The 19,550-nt window shown below is 34.2% G+C and carries 14 protein-coding genes and 4 pseudogenes; 6 read left to right on the top strand and 12 right to left on the bottom strand.

Annotated features, from left to right (window positions below):
- Positions 1 to 155: 155 nt before the first annotated feature.
- A pseudogene (locus OPS21_RS03130) lies at positions 156 to 1,221 on the bottom strand (IS481 family transposase).
- Positions 1,222 to 1,429: 208 nt separating this feature from the next.
- The gene (locus OPS21_RS03135; RefSeq protein WP_264336993.1) at positions 1,430 to 2,347 is read right to left on the bottom strand and encodes an Rpn family recombination-promoting nuclease/putative transposase; all 918 of its coding nucleotides are present in this window, start codon (positions 2,345 to 2,347) and stop codon (positions 1,430 to 1,432) included.
- Positions 2,348 to 2,476: 129 nt separating this feature from the next.
- Between OPS21_RS03135 and wmk the strand changes: the two genes are divergently transcribed.
- From wmk to OPS21_RS03150, 3 genes and pseudogenes are all read left to right on the top strand, one after another.
- The gene (gene wmk / locus OPS21_RS03140; RefSeq protein ID WP_264336992.1) at positions 2,477 to 3,388 is read left to right on the top strand and encodes a WO male-killing family protein Wmk; all 912 of its coding nucleotides are present in this window, start codon (positions 2,477 to 2,479) and stop codon (positions 3,386 to 3,388) included.
- Between the two features lie 170 nt (positions 3,389 to 3,558).
- A complete protein-coding gene (locus tag OPS21_RS03145) occupies positions 3,559 to 4,215 on the top strand; it encodes a JAB domain-containing protein (protein ID WP_265027715.1) in 657 nt (218 codons plus the stop codon).
- 107 nt (positions 4,216 to 4,322) lie between these two features.
- Positions 4,323 to 5,213 (top strand): annotated as a pseudogene (locus OPS21_RS03150) (hypothetical protein); the annotation flags it as partial.
- Positions 5,214 to 5,393: 180 nt separating this feature from the next.
- Here OPS21_RS03150 and OPS21_RS03155 read toward each other — a convergent pair.
- The 7 genes and pseudogenes from OPS21_RS03155 to OPS21_RS03185 form a co-directional block, all read right to left on the bottom strand.
- The gene (locus tag OPS21_RS03155) at positions 5,394 to 6,347 is read right to left on the bottom strand and encodes an IS110 family RNA-guided transposase (protein WP_264336703.1); all 954 of its coding nucleotides are present in this window, start codon (positions 6,345 to 6,347) and stop codon (positions 5,394 to 5,396) included.
- Between the two features lie 250 nt (positions 6,348 to 6,597).
- Positions 6,598 to 7,875: an IS4 family transposase gene (locus tag OPS21_RS03160; protein ID WP_264336725.1), complete on the bottom strand. Its 1,278-nt coding sequence runs from the start codon at positions 7,873 to 7,875 to the stop codon at positions 6,598 to 6,600.
- Positions 7,876 to 8,148: 273 nt separating this feature from the next.
- Positions 8,149 to 8,523 (bottom strand): annotated as a pseudogene (locus tag OPS21_RS03165) (phage tail tape measure protein); the annotation flags it as partial.
- A gap of 109 nt (positions 8,524 to 8,632) precedes the next feature.
- On the bottom strand, positions 8,633 to 8,890 hold the full coding sequence (locus tag OPS21_RS03170; protein WP_264336705.1) for a phage tail assembly protein: 258 nt from the start codon (positions 8,888 to 8,890) through the stop codon (positions 8,633 to 8,635).
- Positions 8,891 to 8,926: 36 nt separating this feature from the next.
- A complete protein-coding gene (locus tag OPS21_RS03175; protein ID WP_264336706.1) occupies positions 8,927 to 9,433 on the bottom strand; it encodes a phage major tail tube protein in 507 nt (168 codons plus the stop codon).
- 17 nt (positions 9,434 to 9,450) lie between these two features.
- Positions 9,451 to 10,635, bottom strand: a complete 1,185-nt coding sequence (locus OPS21_RS03180; protein ID WP_264336799.1) for a phage tail sheath subtilisin-like domain-containing protein — start codon at positions 10,633 to 10,635, stop codon at positions 9,451 to 9,453.
- The gene (locus OPS21_RS03185; protein ID WP_264336707.1) at positions 10,628 to 11,188 is read right to left on the bottom strand and encodes a hypothetical protein; all 561 of its coding nucleotides are present in this window, start codon (positions 11,186 to 11,188) and stop codon (positions 10,628 to 10,630) included. Before OPS21_RS03185 ends, OPS21_RS03180 begins: the two co-directional genes overlap by 8 nt.
- 143 nt (positions 11,189 to 11,331) lie before the next feature.
- Here OPS21_RS03185 and OPS21_RS03190 point away from each other — a divergent pair.
- Together OPS21_RS03190 and lepA are read left to right on the top strand one after the other, a co-directional pair.
- Positions 11,332 to 12,431: pseudogene (locus tag OPS21_RS03190) on the top strand (IS3 family transposase).
- 642 nt (positions 12,432 to 13,073) lie between these two features.
- Positions 13,074 to 14,870, top strand: coding sequence for a translation elongation factor 4 (gene lepA / locus OPS21_RS03195; protein ID WP_264336708.1), 1,797 nt, complete (start codon positions 13,074 to 13,076; stop codon positions 14,868 to 14,870).
- 184 nt (positions 14,871 to 15,054) lie between these two features.
- Here lepA and OPS21_RS03200 read toward each other — a convergent pair whose 3' ends face one another.
- Together OPS21_RS03200 and recG are read right to left on the bottom strand one after the other, a co-directional pair.
- Positions 15,055 to 15,273 carry a hypothetical protein gene (locus tag OPS21_RS03200; protein ID WP_241653901.1) on the bottom strand — a complete coding sequence of 73 codons (219 nt, stop codon included), beginning with the start codon at positions 15,271 to 15,273 and terminating at the stop codon, positions 15,055 to 15,057.
- A gap of 306 nt (positions 15,274 to 15,579) precedes the next feature.
- Positions 15,580 to 17,619, bottom strand: coding sequence for an ATP-dependent DNA helicase RecG (gene recG / locus OPS21_RS03205; protein ID WP_264336709.1), 2,040 nt, complete (start codon positions 17,617 to 17,619; stop codon positions 15,580 to 15,582).
- Between the two features lie 144 nt (positions 17,620 to 17,763).
- Here recG and OPS21_RS03210 point away from each other — a divergent pair, with 144 nt between their 5' ends.
- On the top strand, positions 17,764 to 18,735 hold the full coding sequence (locus tag OPS21_RS03210) for a hypothetical protein (RefSeq protein WP_264336710.1): 972 nt from the start codon (positions 17,764 to 17,766) through the stop codon (positions 18,733 to 18,735).
- A 372-nt stretch (positions 18,736 to 19,107) separates the two neighbouring features.
- Here OPS21_RS03210 and OPS21_RS03215 read toward each other — a convergent pair whose 3' ends face one another.
- Complete coding sequence (locus tag OPS21_RS03215) at positions 19,108 to 19,356, bottom strand: hypothetical protein (protein WP_007301923.1); 249 nt, start codon at positions 19,354 to 19,356, stop codon at positions 19,108 to 19,110.
- Between the last annotated feature and the right edge of the window lie 194 nt (positions 19,357 to 19,550).

The raw sequence follows: 19,550 nt of genomic DNA on the forward strand, positions 1-19,550 counted from the left end.
AAGTTTGATGGTCTTAATACTAAAATGGATGAAGTAGACATTAAATGCTAAGTGGTTAATGTGTTTTCCATATTGGACTTACAGCACGTAGCTTTGATATAGAAGTTTGTGTAACATTATGTGTACTAGACACAACTTAATCTGACAGATGAGAATTAACTGACAGAAGAATTGAGGTAGTTAAAACTAATATCAGTCTTTTGTTTAATGTTACTAATATTTTTCTGAAAAGCAATTTGTTTGCTATCAAGAAAAGTTTGCATAGGTGTTTTGCCATAGCAATATTTGCCTGAATGAGGCCTTGTCTCATTGTAAGAACGCAGCCAATGATCAACATCAATCTGCAGATCTTCCAAAGAACTGTAGATTTTCTTTCTAAAGATAATATTGTAACACTCATCTTGCATAGTTTTATGAAACCTCTCACATATGCCGTTAGTTTGTGGAGAATTGGCCTTAGTTCTTGAATGATCAATGTTTTCAATTCCCAAGTAAAGCTGATAAGCATGATTCTCTGGTTTGCCACAGTATTCTGTACCCCTATCAGTCAAAATGCGGGATAATGGCACATTTTGTCCATCAAAGAATGGTATGACTCTATCATTAAGAAGATCTGCGGCAGTGATTGCAGTTTTGTCTGTTTGCCATAGCAACCCTTGAATAGGTATCAATGAAAGTTTGCTGGTAGATCCTTCCTATACCTTTTATATTGCCTACATAATAAGTCTCTTGAGAACCCAAATAACCAGGATGCTCTGTTTCAATTTCACCATGTGCTTCCCTTTGTTCTTTCACTTTCTCTAAAGCTGCAAGTTGCTCTTCAATTAAAATTATGCCATCTTGTGCAACCTTCGCTTCAAGGGCTTTAAGTCTTTTTTTTGAACGTTTCAATGTCGTTTCTTAGCCATACAACCACCTTCGGAAATTATTATACCTCTTTTTCTCAGCTCATTTGCAGCTCTTTGCTGTCCATATGCTGGAAATTCTATTGCAATATTTACTACTGCTCTTTCTATATCTTCGGAAACTCTGTTTGCAAATAGCGGTTTTTTCTTGCTGATTTCATGTAACGCCTCTTCTCCTCCATTTTCGTATAACTCCTTGAATCTATAAAACGTATCTCTTCATTACCTTGCACGCTTGAGATACATTCCCGAGCTGTTTTGCTAGCTCTAATAAACCTAGTTTTGGTTTTAATATTTTTGTTTGTATTGTATTCATTTCTAACACTCCTTTCTTTTATTATTTTATAACTTACTTTTTTAAAGTGTCAGATTAAATCTTGTTTAATACACATTATGATAGTAATTTATATAATTCTATGTGCAATCTTTATAGCCATTTTAGACAGTTCACTAGATTCTTAATTAGGGGATATGTCTAACTTAAAGAAGGTTTTCATAAATGTTAAAGTGAATAAGTAGGAATATTATGTTTTTTCCCTGAGTTGTAAAATTTCAGAATGAGAGAGACCGGTAATTTGAGCTATAACATCTATAGATACACCGGCCTTGAGTGAGTTTTTTGCAACTTCAATTTTACCTTCAATTTTACCTTTTTGATGTCCGATTTGGATGCCTTCTTGTCTACCTTTTTCTTGACCTACTCTAAGACCCTCATCAAATTTTTGAGCTAAAGCAGCTACCTCATCCATTATGCGTTTTTTCATTTGTTCATATGCTAGTAACTCTTCTTCTGACCAATTAAACTTATTCATCTCTTCATAAGCTCGTTTTATTATTAGGTCACTACCAACTATCTTATCTAGATCCTCTTCCCTTGTTTCTCCTGCATAGCGAAAAAAGTAACACCATTTTTCTACTATATTTTCTAATTGGTCTTCTTTTGTCTTTGTAAATTTTGGTAGTTCTATGAATACGAAGTAAAAATCCTTTAAGTCATGTTCAAAGCTATTTTGATCTAAAATGACATGATTAGATTTGTACTCAGCCTTATCTGGAAAAATAATACAATCAGCAACAGCTATGAAGATAATTTCTTTGAGGTTATGATAATCATCACCCTGATCAGCTTGACTTGAATAGGCTTTAGCAGCATAATATTGAGCACGCTTTTCGAAGCCCTTAGTCTTAGTGAATTGCATTTCTATGATGTATCTTGAGCCTTGAGAGTCTTTACAAAGAACATCGACAATACTCTGCTTTTTAGCGGCAATTTCAGGGTCTAAAATGGTAGCTAAGAATTCAACATCGTGAATAGCAGCTAAGCCAGTGAAGCCTAAAATATCGTTCAAGAAATGAATGAGAATATCTTTATTCTTCTCGGTGCCAAATATTCTTTTAAAGGCATAGTCATTGCGTGCATCAAGAAATTTAGAAAAAGCCATGACGAATTAACCTAAAAAGCATTGATAATTATACACAATTGTGAAGAAATATTCAACTAAAATTCAAACATAGAAAGAAGCATCCCTTTTGTATATCTTTATTTGGTAGTATTAACCTGTATAATATATATGGCAAATATCTCAATAAGGTACCAGATAGCACAAAAAGTAAGGAGCTGGAGGTTAAAGCGAGGTTATACTCAAAAAGATTTAGCGGGAAAAATCGGCGTAACGTATCAAATAGTACTACAATATGAAAAAGGAACACGTAAAATTTCGATTGAAAAGTTGTATGCTATAGCAGAGATATTGTCGATTGGTATTGTAGACCTAATTCCTGTATCAAATGAAAAAATCTGTTTTGAAAATGAGGGAGAGGAAATATTAAATCTAGTAAGAAAATATAAAAAGATTAATGATCAGGAGTTACGTAGAATGTTTTGTTTACTAACCAAATTTGTTCAAGTTAGTGAGAAAAATAGTAAAAAAACGGAGAGAATAAAAATTGCAAAAGGTCTGGTTAAAGCAGGAGTTTCTGTTGATACTGTTTCAAAAACAATTGGTCTGTCTGCTGATGAATGTGTTGAAGAAAAAACAGGTTCTATATACTACAAAATAGGAAAGAAGATAAAAGAATGGAGGCTAGTGAGAGAGTATACTCAAAAAGATTTAGGAGAGAAAATGAATACAACACGTGACGAAATAAGTAACTATGAGCAAGGGCGTGTAGCTATTCCACTGGAAAAATTATATGCAATAGCAGAAACATTATCGATTAATATTACAGATCTGCTAATAGAAGAAGATGAGATAGTAGAAAATGAATTACCGAATTTAATGAAAGAGTACAAAAAAATTGAAAGCCAAGAACTACGTAATGCACTAATAAAATCATTGTTTGAAGGCATACGGATTTGTGAGGAGAAAATTAGAGAAGAAGAAAGAATCAAAATTGCAAAGAACTTAGTTAAAAAAGGAATTTCTACCGATATTATTTTGCAAATAACAGGCCTCTCTTTAGGCAAAATTCAACAAGTTTAAAATAAAAAAATCAGTATATATTAATATCTTTACTCTTAGATGAAAAAATAAGTAAAAAAGATTGAGAAATTGATTTGACTTCACTCGAAAGCTATGGCTTTATGCCAATGCTGATAAAAAACAGCAGTAAATATCTAAAAAAAGTTTGTTGTTAGTGAAGGGTAAATTATATGAATAAAAGTAAAGAAGAAATCGAATTCAGAATATTAGAAAGCAAAGGCAAAGCACTACTTGATCGTGAAATAATGGAAACGTTTTTAAGTGCAGTACATGAAAGGCCACAGGCTCAAGAAATTGCTAAAAATCTGGTGAATACTTATACGGGAGTAGGAAGGATTTTAGGTAGAGAAATGGATGACCTGAAAGTTATAGAAGGAGTAACTGATTCTTCAATAGCAATGATTATGTGTGTTAAGGAAACGCTAGAAAGGGTACTGAGAGAAAAGCTCAAGAGTGAGCCAATAATGGACTTACAAAGGCTAGTAGAGTATTTGAACGTAAGTATAGGACACTCAGAAAGGGAATGTGTAAAAATACTGTATTTGAATAAGAGGCGCCAATTAATCGGAGAAGAATCCTATATTGGTGAAATGGAAAAAGCACCAGTATACATAAAGGAAATTATAAGAAAAGCATTAATAAAGAATGCAACATTAGTAATAATGTCACATAACCATCCTGGAGGAAGCTTAGAGCCGTCAGAAGAAGATCAAGCAGTAACGAAGAGCTTAGCAGCAGCATGTAGTACTGTAAGCGTAAAATTGTTTGACCATATTATCATCACAAGTGGAGGCTATTTCAGCTTTCGAGAAAACGGATTGTTATAGCAGAAAATATTTGCAAATCTACTCACTATAATTTATAATGAGTAATAGAATGTATAATAATAAAGTTTATTGTACGCTTAAAAAGTATTTTTAATAGTGAGGATAATATGGGTAATAAAATAATTGTACCTTTTGATGATAAGAAAGGAGGTACTTATGAATTAAACGTTGATCTTGATAAATTATCAGAAGGTGAGGTGTTAAATGCTATTGTAGGAATTGGTCGTACTAAGGAGCAATCCACCTTTGTAAGCAAAATTAATAAGGCTAAAAAGCCTGAAGAAATAGCACCTTTCCCTGGTAGAGAAGTTCGCGAAAACAAAATCAACTATGGGAAAGGATTTGACTATGTTTATGGCACAAAACCTTTAAACGATCAAGCAGAAGATTTAAATCCATTCACTTCAGCTTTGCAAAAAATAAAGCCAAGTGTAAGCGAAAGTGAAAAGTTGAGCTGGTTTAAGAGTGCTGTGGTAAGAGCAAAAAGTCCAAATGAACTGCACAAGGCTGTAGACGAAGCACTAGCTGCTGGAACAAGGCTAAATGCATGTAATGATGGGGAATGGAGTTTTGCAGAATATCTAGTATTAGGTACACATTTTCATAAATTTGATAAGGCTGATCGTAAAAAGCTAATACGTAAATTAATGTTAAGCGGTGCAGAGTTTCATGATACTTTATTGGAGAATAAACTGATAGGTGAAATCTATAATGAGCTACAGCCAGAAGTTCAGCCACAGATAGATGAGAGACTAGAAGAACTAGAGAAAGCTGGCGAAAGTGCTGTGCAAGAAGGAGAATTAATAGATATCGAGATAGACAATACAACATCGTATATAGAATTTTCCGAAGATAGCAAAATAGAAGTAGCCAAAATACTGAGAGAGTTAGGAAGTAATATTTTAAAAATTGGCAATGATGCAGTTGAGGTTAAAAGTGAGAAAGGAGGTGTAAGAAACTATACCGATATGTCAGATGGAAGTTCTGTTGTATTAGAATCAACTATGTTTTTTAAAAATTTTTTATTTGTGTAATTTTGCAAATTATATGGGCAATAAAAACCCGTTTGTCATAGAAATAGAATTTTATATCAAACAGCTACCACAGAAATTTCTGCTTAAGCCAATGAATATGTGAATAAGTACTTTAAGTTTGTGTATTATTCACAATATTCATTGTCAGTTACTACTGTGTGAAATAATCGCTGCTTTAAGTCTTGCATTAGCAATTACTATAATTTTTCGCATTAGAGCTGTTATAGCCACCATCTTCTTCTTACCACTTTCAACAAGCTTAGAATAAAACGCACCAAGTACAGATTTGGACTTTGCTGCAGCCATAGCAGCTGTAAAGAGCTTTGAACGAATGTTACTTCTACCACCTATAATCCTTCGATAACCAATAGCTTTACCACTTTCCTTAGGATGAGGTGCTACTCCGGCAAGACTTGCTACTTCTCTTCTGTTTAAGTAACCAAGCTCTGGCATTAAACACAAAAAATCTTGTGATAACTTTTTGCCTATTCCAGGAACTGTTTTAAGGATTTTTTGATGTTGTTGTAGCTCATGGCTTTCATCAATAATTTTTTGCATAGTGTCATTGAGTTCGTTTATTTGACTATTGAAAAATTCAATGGTCTTCTGGCAACTTTCCTTTATCTGGTCATTTTCAGGAGCTTCCAGTCTACACTTTTCCTGAGCTCTCATTTGCATAATGTCGTCACGACGTTGACAAAGTGCAGCTAGAGTTGATTGTTCTTTTGACGTAGGTGCAAATAGAGAGAGAGTTCTATGGCGTTCACATCCATATTGAGCAAGAGCTCTTGCATCTGATCTATCAGACTTCGCCAAAGTTCCATGAGATAAAATAAAGCTTTTTACTTTACGAGTATTAGCTCGGTGCACAGCAATATTTTTGTCGGTAAGAAAATGTGATAAGCCAAGCTCATATTTCCCTGTATTTTCTAAAGTCACTAAAGAATTAGGTAGGACATCTGAAAACTCTTGGAACAATTGTTGACAGCCAGAAGCATTATTGTCAAATTCGACAGCATTTTTCTGTTTGTGAATTGCAACGACATTTTTAAATTTTCCGATGTCAATGCCAATAAAATTTTGATAAGATGTAACCATAATAAACCTCGATAGTTTTAGTTAATTTAAGATTGTAAACGGGTGCATATATATCACTGCCATTAAGTTAAGGGAAAGAGAAGTTAAGATTGGACAAAAAATTTGAAGTGATTGATAATTATGGTAAATACTAGGGTGAATTTTTAAGAAAAGGGAGTCTGAAAAGTGCAAGTTATTTAAAAAAGTAATAATTGCAGGTTATTTTGCAAAGAATGTACTAATGCAATGATACTGAAAAGATATCTTGAATTTAAAACACATGTTTTCTAGCTCTTTTCTGGTAGTTGAGTGAACGAATATCAGATATCTTATGACGATCAACTCTTCTCCCTTTTCTCACCACTAAAGTGTTCATCAAAAATAACTGTGATAGTCGATCCATAATGCAGTCTATGTCTGACTCTGTAGAAAAAATATCAAAGGCTAAGTTTTTAATCGCATTAAATGAGACAGATTTATTGATGCTTTTTTTTAGTTTACTATTCTGTGCGCTCAATGTCTCTTCATCATCTTCTATCATGATACTTTCTAGATTACTGATGAAGATAGTTGACCAAAAATCCTGCTTGATAGTTTCAATACTTTTTCCTGTGAAATTCTCTAAATTTAATCTTCCCTTCAGCCTAGAAAAAAATGTTTCTACTCCCCAGCGCAAGTAATATAATCTCTCAAACTCTTCAACTGTAAAACGTTTCTCATCTAACAGAGATGTTACTAACACTTCAACTTCGCCAGAAGAAAGTATTATTTTGACTAACCTGAATTTCATCTCATCAGGTAATCCTAGCTTTCGTAGCTGTCTTGCTACTTTAATAGGTGCGGTAGACACTACCACCGTACTAGATGGGCTTTCCGGCTTAAACATAGCGTTTATTTCATTGAAAGACGAACTTGAACAGCGAATTATATAATTGATTTTCCTTCCTGTAAGCTCAGCAAGAAATCGATAAGATACGTATCCTCTATCACAGATTAACAAATCGTCTGATTTTATGGATTCAAGCATACCGATTGCTAAATCAACCTCATAGCTGTCACCTCTACTTAGCACAGATTTTATTGCAATATTATTTAGCACATCGTAGCAAACTTCAAAGGTTGCACTTGTATAGTCTTCAAATCTCTGGATTCCATTCCATACTGCTCTTGAGCCAAACTCACCTATTATTTTGTCGCTCTTTGGCAGAATCAGTATTGAAGCATCAAATGCAAGTACTCTGAAGCCATGGTGGGTTTTAAATTCCTGATCTTGGTAGTATAGGGAAACTATATCATCATTTAACTCTGAAAACGTAGTATGCTTTAGCTTCTTTCTTGCTTGAGTAAATGCACTTGCCGTAATTGTATAATCTTTTCTTGTATGCAGAACAAACTCATTAAGCATCACTTGTAATGACTTTACACTCTTTCTAAAAATCAGGAGAAATACATTAACGAAGGGCAGCTTTCTTTTTCGTGAGAAGTCTTTTGAGGATGCTCTGTGTGCGTTTATAAAGTTTAAACTCATCAATTTATTTTTTATAAACATGATTATTCTTTTTTTTACTCATGTCATTACTTCTTTTAATTTGTGGATCTTACCTGATTTTATAATACAGTTCATCACTTTTCCTTAACTTAATGGCAGTGGCATATATATGTCCCAAACAACTATTCAAACATATCGAGAGATAGGGCTAGTGTACCTTGATTCTAACGGTTGTAATACCAATTTCCTCCCGGTCGCACACGCCCGTGGTAACCCTATTCCTAGTGAGCAGGGTTATCTTTCTCTCTTATCTCTTTTATATCACATTTCCATCTTACAATTTCTTCCACTTTTTCTTACTTCTTCATTGAATGAATGCAAAGCATCTCTCTTTTTCAAATATGCTTCTTTTGCTTTTGTTGCGGAGATTTTTGCCTTGTCAAACTCAGCTTTTAAAGTTTTGCTTGGTTTCTCTACCGCTTTCATTTGTTTAGCTAAAGATTTTACTTGATCTTCAAAGCCCTTCCACGACCTCCTGCTAGTCAAAACATCATGACCCAACTGCTTAAATTTTGATACTGATTTTAAAGATGAGTCAAGCTTTCTTATATTCTCACCAAGACGAGTAAGTTGACTACTACTTCCTTTTATTACAGTACTGAAACTGCCATCCAAGACTGCTCCTATTTTTATAGATAACGTTGACATTGTACCTTCCTCGCTGCTTCATTCCATAGAATAAATTCATTAATTTCCATATCAAGTAAAGGCCCAATTCCGCTACCAATAATAGAACTGAGCGCTATTACTTCTGACCTCAAGTCCTTTGAATAATTGGTGAAAAAAAATCCTTTAATACTTCCTGCACTTTCACATAATCAGCAATATCTAATTCTTCAATCGCTTCTTTTGCAATTGATGTCAGATTGGCAGTCAAAGTTACTTCCTTACTTAGATCACTACCATTAAGTCTCTCAATAGCTAGATAATCTCTAACTTTTGGACGTCTAATGGTAAGCTCTGAAACAGAAATTCCATCAACTGTTATTGGGTTATTAAGTGCTATAGTTTCCATAAAATTCTCCTAAAAAATAAAATTTCAAATAAGTTTTCATATTCCTAAAACCGTTTGCAGCAAGGCCATCTGATCAACGCCATTTATTTTTCTAATCATATTTTCAGCATTGATTTCTATTAACTCATTACCACCGATAGTAAGTTTATAGTAATGAGCAGCTACAGTGCATTTGAGAGTGGCTTTTTCAGCAGGTTTCCAGCTACCAAAATCAAATTCTCTGAATATTCCCCTAAGGTTGATAATTACTCCTTCAATATCATTACTACCACTCCCTTGCATTCCACCACGGAGCGTCAAAGCTACTGAATTTCCATTTATCAACCCAAATAGCCGAAAGAGTTCTGTGTCGTATTCAGAAAAAGTGAAATCTGCTTCAAGCTTTTCCATGCCCATATCAATATTTATTGGAATATCCATACCACCAGCTCTGTATTCTTCGGTTTTTATGGTAAGCTTCGGCAAGGTTATTTCATCAATTTTTCCTGCATAACCCCGGCCATCTACGAATACATTAAAATTCTTTAAAATCTTTGGTAGCACCTCTCTTTCCCTCCTTTTTACAATATTGCGCCACTCACAAGGTGTGACCTGAAAGTAATCTGTTCTGCTGGATATGGTGGTGTAAACTCAAAGTCAAAATACACTTTCCCGCTTGCAATGTTTGCCGGTGTGTTGAGTTCTGGAGTTGCATAACATTTTCCACTGATAATCGCTCCTTGCGTTTTTAAATTGGCCAAATAAGAATTCACCCCCTCAATCACATCATCTATGTAAGTTTTGGTGATATTGCGATCAACTGCCCATAAATGAGATCGAAGTAGACTATCGTTGATTAAATCTGCAGTCCTTCTCACTGACAAAAAAGCCCATTTTGAGTCATTTGAACATGTTCTATTTCCCCAAAGCCTATAGCCATTTTGATGAATTATCGTTGTTACTTCATTTTCATTTAAATGGTTTGCTCTACAATTTGTATTACCGAGCGTAAAATCAATAGGCCTGCTTGTTCCAACAATACCGTTTATTTCTTTATTTGAAGGTGAGTGCCAGAAGCCTTGCTCGCTGTCTATCTTAGCTATTAAACCAGCTACAAATGGGCTTGCTGGCAAAATTTCTTCTTTTCCTTCAATAAATACCTTAATCCATGGGTCAACTACGTAAACTCTTGAGCTGCCTACACTTTTTCTCCACTTTATTGCTTCTTCGTCATTGGTATTTGGTCCATCTGCAACAATAATTGCTCTTAATTTTTCTGCTATGGAAATTAAAGCACTCACTACTGAATTTACTCCATCTATTTCAGGTAACTGATGAGTAAACTGAGGTGCAATTAATATTCTTGGAGCAACATGAACTATACTTTCACTACTGAGGAATGCCTCTATCCCTTGATACTCTCCAGTCTCTTCATTAACACCGCTAATTATATTTTTCAGCGTTTCTTCTTTTTTTAATTTTGGATCGCTGTTTTCACTTTCTTCAACTCGAATAACTACTACTGTTGCACCAATTTGTGTAAAGATAGAGCTTACTGCTTGTGGAAGAGTACCTGTTTTACCAAGCTTCGCAGCCTCTTTTAAGCTTCCTGCTATCAGTACTGGTTTATTCAGTGAAAACTTCTGCTCATCTGCTTCAGGAGCAGTACCGATTACTCCTATTACTGATGATTTAGCTGTGCGTACTAACCTTGCTCCAGAGGTTACCTCAATAACATTTACACCATGTAAAAATTCTTCAGCCATTTCTTTGTATTTTTTTCCTGAAATCATCGAGCAAAGTCTGTAGCTCATTTTCACTCTTGGCTTCTTCAATCTTTCTCTTGGCTAAATCTTCAAGCTCTTCACATTTCATTATTTCTTTTACTGCTTTTTTCACTTTTTCCTCAATTATTCCTGCCATTTCAATAACCGTAATACCACGGACTTTTGCTAAAGGTTCTATAATTTCTTTATCCTTTTCATCTATAGATTCTGGTGCTGCTAGAATGCTTTTTGCGGCTTCCGCTTGAATCTCATAAGATTTAGCTTTTTGGTGAGAATGACCTGTATATTGGTGAGTATGATTATCATAATAGAAACGCATACTATCAAATGCACAAAGCTTCGCATTATCCAGTAACTCCTTTTGTATATCTTCTTTAGTACGCTGAGCAATTTTTCCTCCTTCTGTTAAACAATAGCTTTTTTGCCAATCAAAATTCTTTGGCGCTTCATACCAATCATTCCCAGCTGGCTTACTTTCAAGCGTTGTTGTTTCTACTTGTTTATCATTCTCAAATCTAATGTAGATAGACATTCTTTATTACCTCCAGAGTTCATAAGTTTCAGATAACCCAGGACATTGCCAAGCTTTTAGCGTTCTCTCTACATATAATGCACCCCATAAACTAGACCAAAAAAAAATGGTTGATCCGAGTAGGAAGGTAAAGGGGTAAAAGTATGGCAACAAAAAAATATGAACCAGAGTTAAAAGCAAAGATAGCTTTGGAAGCAATAAAAAATCAAAAAAGCACATCTGAGATATGTAGTGAATATAAAATACCATCAACAAATCTATATGATTGGCGTGATAGAGTATTGGCAAGGTTAAAAGACCTATTTGTTGAAGAAAGTGAAAGTGCGAGAAAACAAAGAATCTTAGCGCAAGAAATAGAAAGTTTACATAAAGTAATAGGAGAATTGACAGTGGAAAATAGTTATTTGAAAAAAAAATTACTGAAATAAGCAAAAAAGATAGAGTAAGGTTTATAGAAAAAGATTCTGATCTATCAATTAGGAAACAGGCTGATTTACTGGGGATTTGCAGATCTAGCCTATATTATAGGCATATAATTAATAACGAAAGTGAAATTTGATTCAAGAAGTATATTTGGCTTCTGATTGCCGTTATGGATATCGTAAAATTACTGCTGAAATCATAGCGAGTGGAGTAGTAGTCAATCACAAAAAAATCTTAAGAATTATGAAAAAAATGAAGATTAGTGGGCTGTATTGTAGAAAAAGATGTAATACAAGTATTAAAGAAAAAAAGCATAAAATATATCCTTATTTACTCAAAGATTTGATTATTTGTAGAGTTAATCAGGTATGGGCTACTATATATTATGGTAGAAGGTAAGTTTGTCTATTTTGTGGCAATAATGGACTTGTATAGTCGCTATATTATTGCTCATTCATTATCACCATATCTCGATGCTGGATTTTGCCTTTATACTCTCAAAGAAGCTCTAAAACAAGGTAAACCTGAGATTTTTAATAGTGATCAAGGAGTGCAGTTTACTAGCTACAACTTTATTATGGAATTAGAGCGTGCTAATATTAAAATTAGTATGGATCATAAAGGACGTTGCTTCGACAATATATTTGTTGAGCGTTTATGGAGAACTTTAAAGCAAGAAGCTATATATTATTATAGACCAAATAGTATCAGAGATTTGAATCTTATAATAAACGATTTTGTTGGTTGGTATAACTATAAAAGGCGACATCAGACTCTACATTATAAAGTTCCTGCTGATCTTTATTATCATAAACAGTAAATGAATATATTGATAAATACTTTAAATGTGTGTCGACGTATTTATCAACATATTCATTTTAAAAATCGGATCACTTTGAAAAAAATGGTCTAGACAAATGGGTGCATTATAATAATTAAGCTAAAAGAAGACAATAAAAGCACAGATATTAAAGTAAGCGAATTTTTAAATAGTGATTTTTGTAAAGAAAACAATATTGCCGGTTTTCTTCTTTCAAGTGGAGATCAAAAAGAATTTATCAGTGGTAAAATACATGAGGGGATTAGATATTATTATATAGGTACCACAGTTCAATATGGAATAAAGTTTAACTGGTATGTAGACGGAAAGGAATGTAGCATTACATTAGGTGCTAACAGTGATGATAGTATTAGAATAATAAGTGATAGACCAACTGATGCGGATTTAGAAAAAAATAAAGATGTAAAGATTAAAGTTGGTGATGCTTACCTAAGCCTTGCTGATGCAGTAAAAACGTGTAGACAGCAAGAAGATCCAAGTAGCACAGTGAAGCAAGCATCAGCTAATGAGCATTGCCGTCCATTGGCAAGGACAGCTTAATGTTTTTAGCAAAGAGAGATATAAGTAATTGCTCTTGTAATACTTAAAATGTAAAATAGATCTACTTAAATAAGTAGATCTATGAACAATATAAGAAATTTTGCAATAATAGCACATATAGATCATGGGAAGTCAACTCTTGCTGATCGTTTGATAGAAGAATGTAACGGTCTTGAGACAAGGGAAATGACCAATCAGGTACTTGACTCAATGGATATAGAGCGTGAACGCGGAATCACAATCAAAGCACAAACGGTAAGACTCAATTATACTGCAAATAATGGTAATAAATATTGCCTCAACCTCATGGACACACCAGGTCATGTTGACTTTTCATATGAAGTCAGCCGAAGCTTAGCCGCATGTGAAGGCTCACTTTTGGTAGTAGATAGCAGCCAAGGAGTTGAAGCTCAGACTCTGGCAAATGTCTACAAGGCAATTGACAATAATCATGAGATAATAGTTGTGCTTAATAAAGTCGATCTTCCTGCTGCAGATCCAGAAAGGATAAAGCTTCAGATTGAAGAGGTAATCGGAATTGATGCAACTGAGTCAATTTTGATATCGGCAAAAACTGGTCTTGGGATAAAGGATGTACTTGAAGCTATAGTGACAAAACTTCCCGCTCCTCAAGGTGATACAAATGCTCCACTGCAAGCAATTTTAGTTGATAGTTGGTATGATCCTTACCTAGGAGTAGTAATTTTAGTGCGAGTTAAAAATGGAGTACTAAAAAAAGGCATGAGAATCGTTATGATGTCTAATAATGCTACATATCAGGTCGATAATATCGGTATTTTCACTCCTAAAAAAGTTATGACTGGTGAACTTTCAGCAGGTGAAGTTGGTTTTATAACTGCTTCAATGAAAGAAGTAGCAGACTGCAAAGTAGGAGACACTATTACTGAAGAGAAAAGGCCGTGCAGCAAGGCATTACCTGGCTTTAAAGAAGTACATCCTGTAGTATTTTGCAGTATTTTTCCCAATAACACAGATGATTTTAAATATTTAAGGGAAGCACTAGAAAAATTACATTTAAATGATGCTAGTTTTACATTTGATGCTGAAACGTCAAATGCGCTAGGTTATGGATTTCGTTGCGGTTTCTTAGGAATGCTACATCTTGAAGTCATTCAAGAAAGACTCGAAAGAGAATTTGATTTAGATCTAACAGCAACTGCACCGAGTGTTATATATAAAGTTGCAACACAAAATGGTAAAGTTTTAAATATCCATAACCCAAGCGATATGCCAGACCCTACAAAAATTGAAATAGTGGAAGAACCATGGATCACTGCAACTATAATGGTACCTGATCAATATTTAGGAGAGATTCTATCTCTGTGTGAAGAGAGGAGAGGAGAACAGCAGGATTTATCTTATGTTGGTAATACGACAACAGCACTACTGAAGTATAAATTACCGCTGTCTGAGGTTGTTTTTGATTTTTACGATAGACTAAAATCAATTTCCAAGGGATATGCAAGTTTAGATTGGGAAATATCCAATTATCAGGAAAGTCAGATAGATAAATTAAGTTTTTTAGTTAATGGAGAACCTGTGGATGCGTTAGCCTGCATTGTTCATAAAAGCAGGGCAGAAAAAAGAGGCCGTGAAATATGTGCACGTTTGAAAGACTTGATACCACGCCAGCAATATAAAATCGCGATTCAAGCGGCAGTAGGCGGAAAAATTATTGCTAGAGAAACGATTAACCCGTATAGAAAAGATGTAACAGCCAAGCTCTATGGTGGAGACGTCACACGAAGGATGAAGCTGCTTGAAAAGCAGAAGAAAGGTAAGAAAAGATTGCATTCTGTGGGAAACATAAACATCCCACAAAATGCTTTTATTGAGGCTTTGAAAATAAATGATTAATGTATGTCCAAAAACATAATTTTCAAGAATTAAGTAATATTTTGCTCAATAAGTTCACTGATATTGATATGGATAAATTTGCAATAGCTATTGGGAATGTTCAAAAAAGTGAGTCAAACCTACATTTTTTTATATTAATTTATTACTTTTTTTTGGTTTGACTAACTTTTTTGAACATTCCACCCTAAGCCCTCTTGAGCTTGAGAATTTTTTCTATATATAGGCTGAGCATGAATGATATCTGATCATCAATTATGCAAATCTGGATCTTGTTGTGCATACTTAAGTCATTTTGCCAAAATTCCCTTTTTGCATCACCTTTTAAACCTCTTATGTATACTTCTGTAATTGTGGTAAATTTTTGATCATTGGCAGCCACTTCTACACACTGCCTTCCATACATATTCTCAACTTCTTCTCGCTTTTACTGTGTATTCCTTTTGTGCTCTTTAAAACGGTATCTTCTATATATATATTTATTGTCATTAGGCTAAGTTACCGCTTTTTTTCCATTTTTATACTTCCTGCCCTTGATTAATTTGACCTGCTAACATTTTGTTTACAGGGCCTGCTATTAACTCTGCACAATTTATTCTTATGGTAAAAACTTCTTCTTCACTCTTATTTTTCCTTAACTTGACGCATATGGTTTGTTAAATACTCCCGTCTGTCAAGGAATTTCTACTCATGAAGGTTATGGCTTGGAAGATTACTGAAATTTTGAAAAATGTAGTCTACTTCTATATTCAAATATATCAAGCAGTAATTCAAAATTAGCTATTGTACCTTTTGCACTATTATATGCAAGGTTGAGCAATTCTCTGTCCTCATATAAATCAGCAAATTTAAACTCCATGCACCCTGATTGTTTTGTGCCTAGAATATCTCCGCTACCCCTCAGCATCATATCCTTTTCAGCAATATAAAATCCATCTTGTGACTCACACATAATCTTTAACTTTGAATACGAACTTTTACTGAGATTGTCATATAACAGTACACAAAAAGACGGTTTATTTCCTCGTCCTACTCTACCTCTCAACTGATGTAATTGCGATAACCCAAACTGTTCTGCATTCTCTATAATCATAATAGTTGCATCTGGTACATCTATGCCAACTTCTATCACAGTGGTTGCAACAAGCAGAGAAAATTCATTTCTCTTGAAGGAAAACATGACTTGATCTTTCTGATCTTGAGTTAGTTTTCCGTGTATTATTCCAACTCTATCAAAAAATGTCTTTTGTAACTCCTGAAAGCGTATTTCTGCTGCGGCAACATTGAGTTCTTCATTTTCTTCTATATATGGACAAATCCAATATGCTTTTTCGCCTCTATTTATAGCATCTTTCAGTTTTTGAATAATATCTGATACTTTTTTAACGTTCATAATAACGGTTTTTATTGGCAATCTAGATTTTGGTTTTTCCCTTAAAATAGAACATTCAACATCACCATACATAGCTTGCTGCAAGGTTCTTGGAATGGGAGTTGCAGTAACAAAAAGTATATCGGTATTTTCTCCTTTTCCTACCAACCGATTCCTCTGTATCACTCCAAATCGCTGTTGTTCGTCTATGACTGCGAGTCCTAAATTTTTAAATGTAACGTTGGCTTGAAATAATGCATGAGTACCAATTACTATATTTAAAATACCACTTGCAAGTTCGTTCATAATAATCTTTCTTTCCTTGCGCGCAGTTTTACCGGTAAGCAAAGCAACTTTTATATCAGTACAAGATAGAGCTTCTTCGATCCAATTATAATGTTGCTCAGCCAAGATAGTAGTTGGTGCCATTAGAGCTGCTTGCATGTTATTTTCTACCACATTCAGCATCGCAAAGAGTGCAACTACAGTTTTGCCACTCCCAACGTCACCTTGCAGCAGACTTACCATGCGGTATCTGGATTTTTGTCTTTCTGAGATTTCATCTATCGCTCGAATTTGATCATTTGTTAATTGGAACGGTAATTCATTTAAGACCTGCTCTTTGTATTTACTCAATATTATAAATTCTTTTCCCTCTTTTTTTACATGATTTTCCCTTGCAAGCTTTAGTGCCAACTGGTACGCAAATAGCTCATCATAAGCAAGTCTTTCTCTGCAAACTTCTGCTTCTGCGAGTGAGCTCGGTCTGTGCAATCTTATGATGCTTTCTTTCCAATTCAGCCATTTCTTTTGCTTGATTAATGTTTCATCTATCCACTCTGGCAAATCAGGCAAATCTTTTAGATTAGAACTTATTATGTTTCTAATGCTCTTGTTAGTAATACCGCGACATAATTGGTAAATTGGCTCTATGCAGGCTATTTCTTTAAATAGATTGATATCAGACAACATGTAATCTGGGTGAGTAATTTGCCAATGTTCGGCAAACTTTTCAAGTTTACCACTGATTACTATATCTGTTCCAACTGGAAATAATTTATACAAATATTTAACTGAGTAATTAAAAAAAACTATAAATAAATACTGACTTTCACTTTCAACGATTATTTTATATGGCCTACCTCTAACAGTGGGGCGCTGGTGCTCATACACTTTTGCCACAAAAGTTGTAAATTCTCCCACTTGAGCATCAGGTAGTGATTTACTTCTATCCACATAACTGAGCGGCCTATAAAACAGCAAGTCCATTACTCTGTCTCCACCGCAAAGTTTAGGCAATATTGCGGAATGAAACCTTGGTATATTCTCAATTTTGCTATTTAGAAAAGTCAGCACACTTGACTGCTCATCAACATTCATACTGTGTAAAACCGTTTATTCATAATAGAGCCTTACTAAAATCCTGTCACCCTATTATGACTGTCTATGTTAAGTATATTATTGACATATTAACTATTTTTATGTATTATTATACTATCAGCAATTCATATCAAAGTATTAACAATGAACAACTCTATACAGGAAAAAAATGAAAATCCAGTCGTTACACTCAAAGCTCAGGCAGAAAAGTTCGATTTTAGCAGGTTAAGGGCCGATAAAAATAATGAGTTAGCAATCACTGGAAAGCAGATGTATGACGATTTTCGAAGAATGAGGTTTGTTATTAACAGCAAAAGTCTAGACGAAAATTTAATTGGTGCATTGATAGATGGAGTCGATCAAAATAATAATTTTGATGAAGTTTGGGATAGACATTATAAAAAGCAAGAGATACCTGGCAATAAAAAAACCGACCAATATAAAGAGGAGTTTGAAAGGTTTTACAATCTAGGTAAAGGGTACACTCATCTATTACCAAAAAAAGGAGATAAAAACGAGAATTATCACCCAATTGCAAAAGAAATTTTTAAGGAAATGTTTAAATATGCTGAAGCGCAAATCCCAAGCGATCCTCTCTTAGAGGAACTGGTTACCAACTGTAACCAACTTGGTTATGATGGTAATTTATCTTTTCATGTTGATACACCTGCGTTGGCAAGCCACAACCTCGTAACTGGGGTTCTCAAGAAAACAATAAATATTAATTGCACTGAATCAAGTTATACAAAAATTGAATCTAAAATGTCTATATCTGTATTAGACCCTAACAATACAAGGAAATATGCAAACTCACAAGATGCAGCTATAGGTACTATACAAAGTTCAATCAAATTCACACTTCAGTCTCAAGATGAGAAAGATGATGTGATATACAAAAATGGCAAATTGTCACTTACTGTGCCCCGGAAATTGAGAGATTACAAAATTGATGGCAGAAGTTTATTTGATATCATTAAAGAATATTTCTACAAATTCTGCGAGAAGTTAGGGTTCAAGTTTGAAGTAGAAATAGAGCATGATTTAGGTGATCCGATGAGCTACCTCGAAGAGGTAGCTCTGCCCATTCATAGCAATGAACACGAAAATACACCCTAAAACTAACAATTAAAATATTTCAAGAGCCGTTAGCTTATTTGCATAGTCAGTTGTACTAGACGCAACTTAATCTGACAGAAAAACTAATATCAATCTCTATGTTTGATGCTACTAATATTTTTCTAAAAAGCAATATGCTTGCTATCAAGAAAAGTCTGCATAGCAATATTTACCTAAATGAGGCCTTGTCTCAATTCCTAAATATAGCTGTGATTTTCTGGTTTATCATAGCCCATATCAGTCAAAATGCGCGATAATAGCACCATCAAAGAAAGATATATTAAAAAGATTAGCGGCAGTAATTGCAGTTTTCTCTGTTTGCCATAGCAACTCTTGAGTAGGTATCAATAATAATGATAATCTATATATCTGCTATAAAACCTCGAGATCCGTAGAATAGGGCTGACTAAGGTTCTCATACATTCCTGTATGCTGAGAACATAAAAGCTCTTTTGATTCTATTCCTAAATCCTCAAGTATTTGCTCCTGTTCAGCTATAAGTTCTAATAGCCCTGTTCCACTTTCACTTACTTCACTTCGTTCAAGACACATAAGTTCTGTTAACTCTGCTATGTCTTCTCTAGAAAGCTGATTTTTTTCAGAAAAAGTTGCTTCACTCATATGGTCCTCTTTTTGATATAAAGAGTATCTTATACAAGAGAATAACTAAAATAATCTAAACTCTTGTGTCATATTTGTAGCTTGGTGTAGTTATATGGTACATTTCAGATAAGAGTACTGATTATCTAATTGTATGAGAAGACCTAGTCAAAATATAAAAAAGCAGTGGAATTGGGGGTGGTAAATTCAGAAGT

It is taken from the genome of Wolbachia endosymbiont (group B) of Chorthippus parallelus, from assembly GCF_947251815.1.
Taxonomy (GTDB): Bacteria; Pseudomonadota; Alphaproteobacteria; order Rickettsiales; family Anaplasmataceae; genus Wolbachia.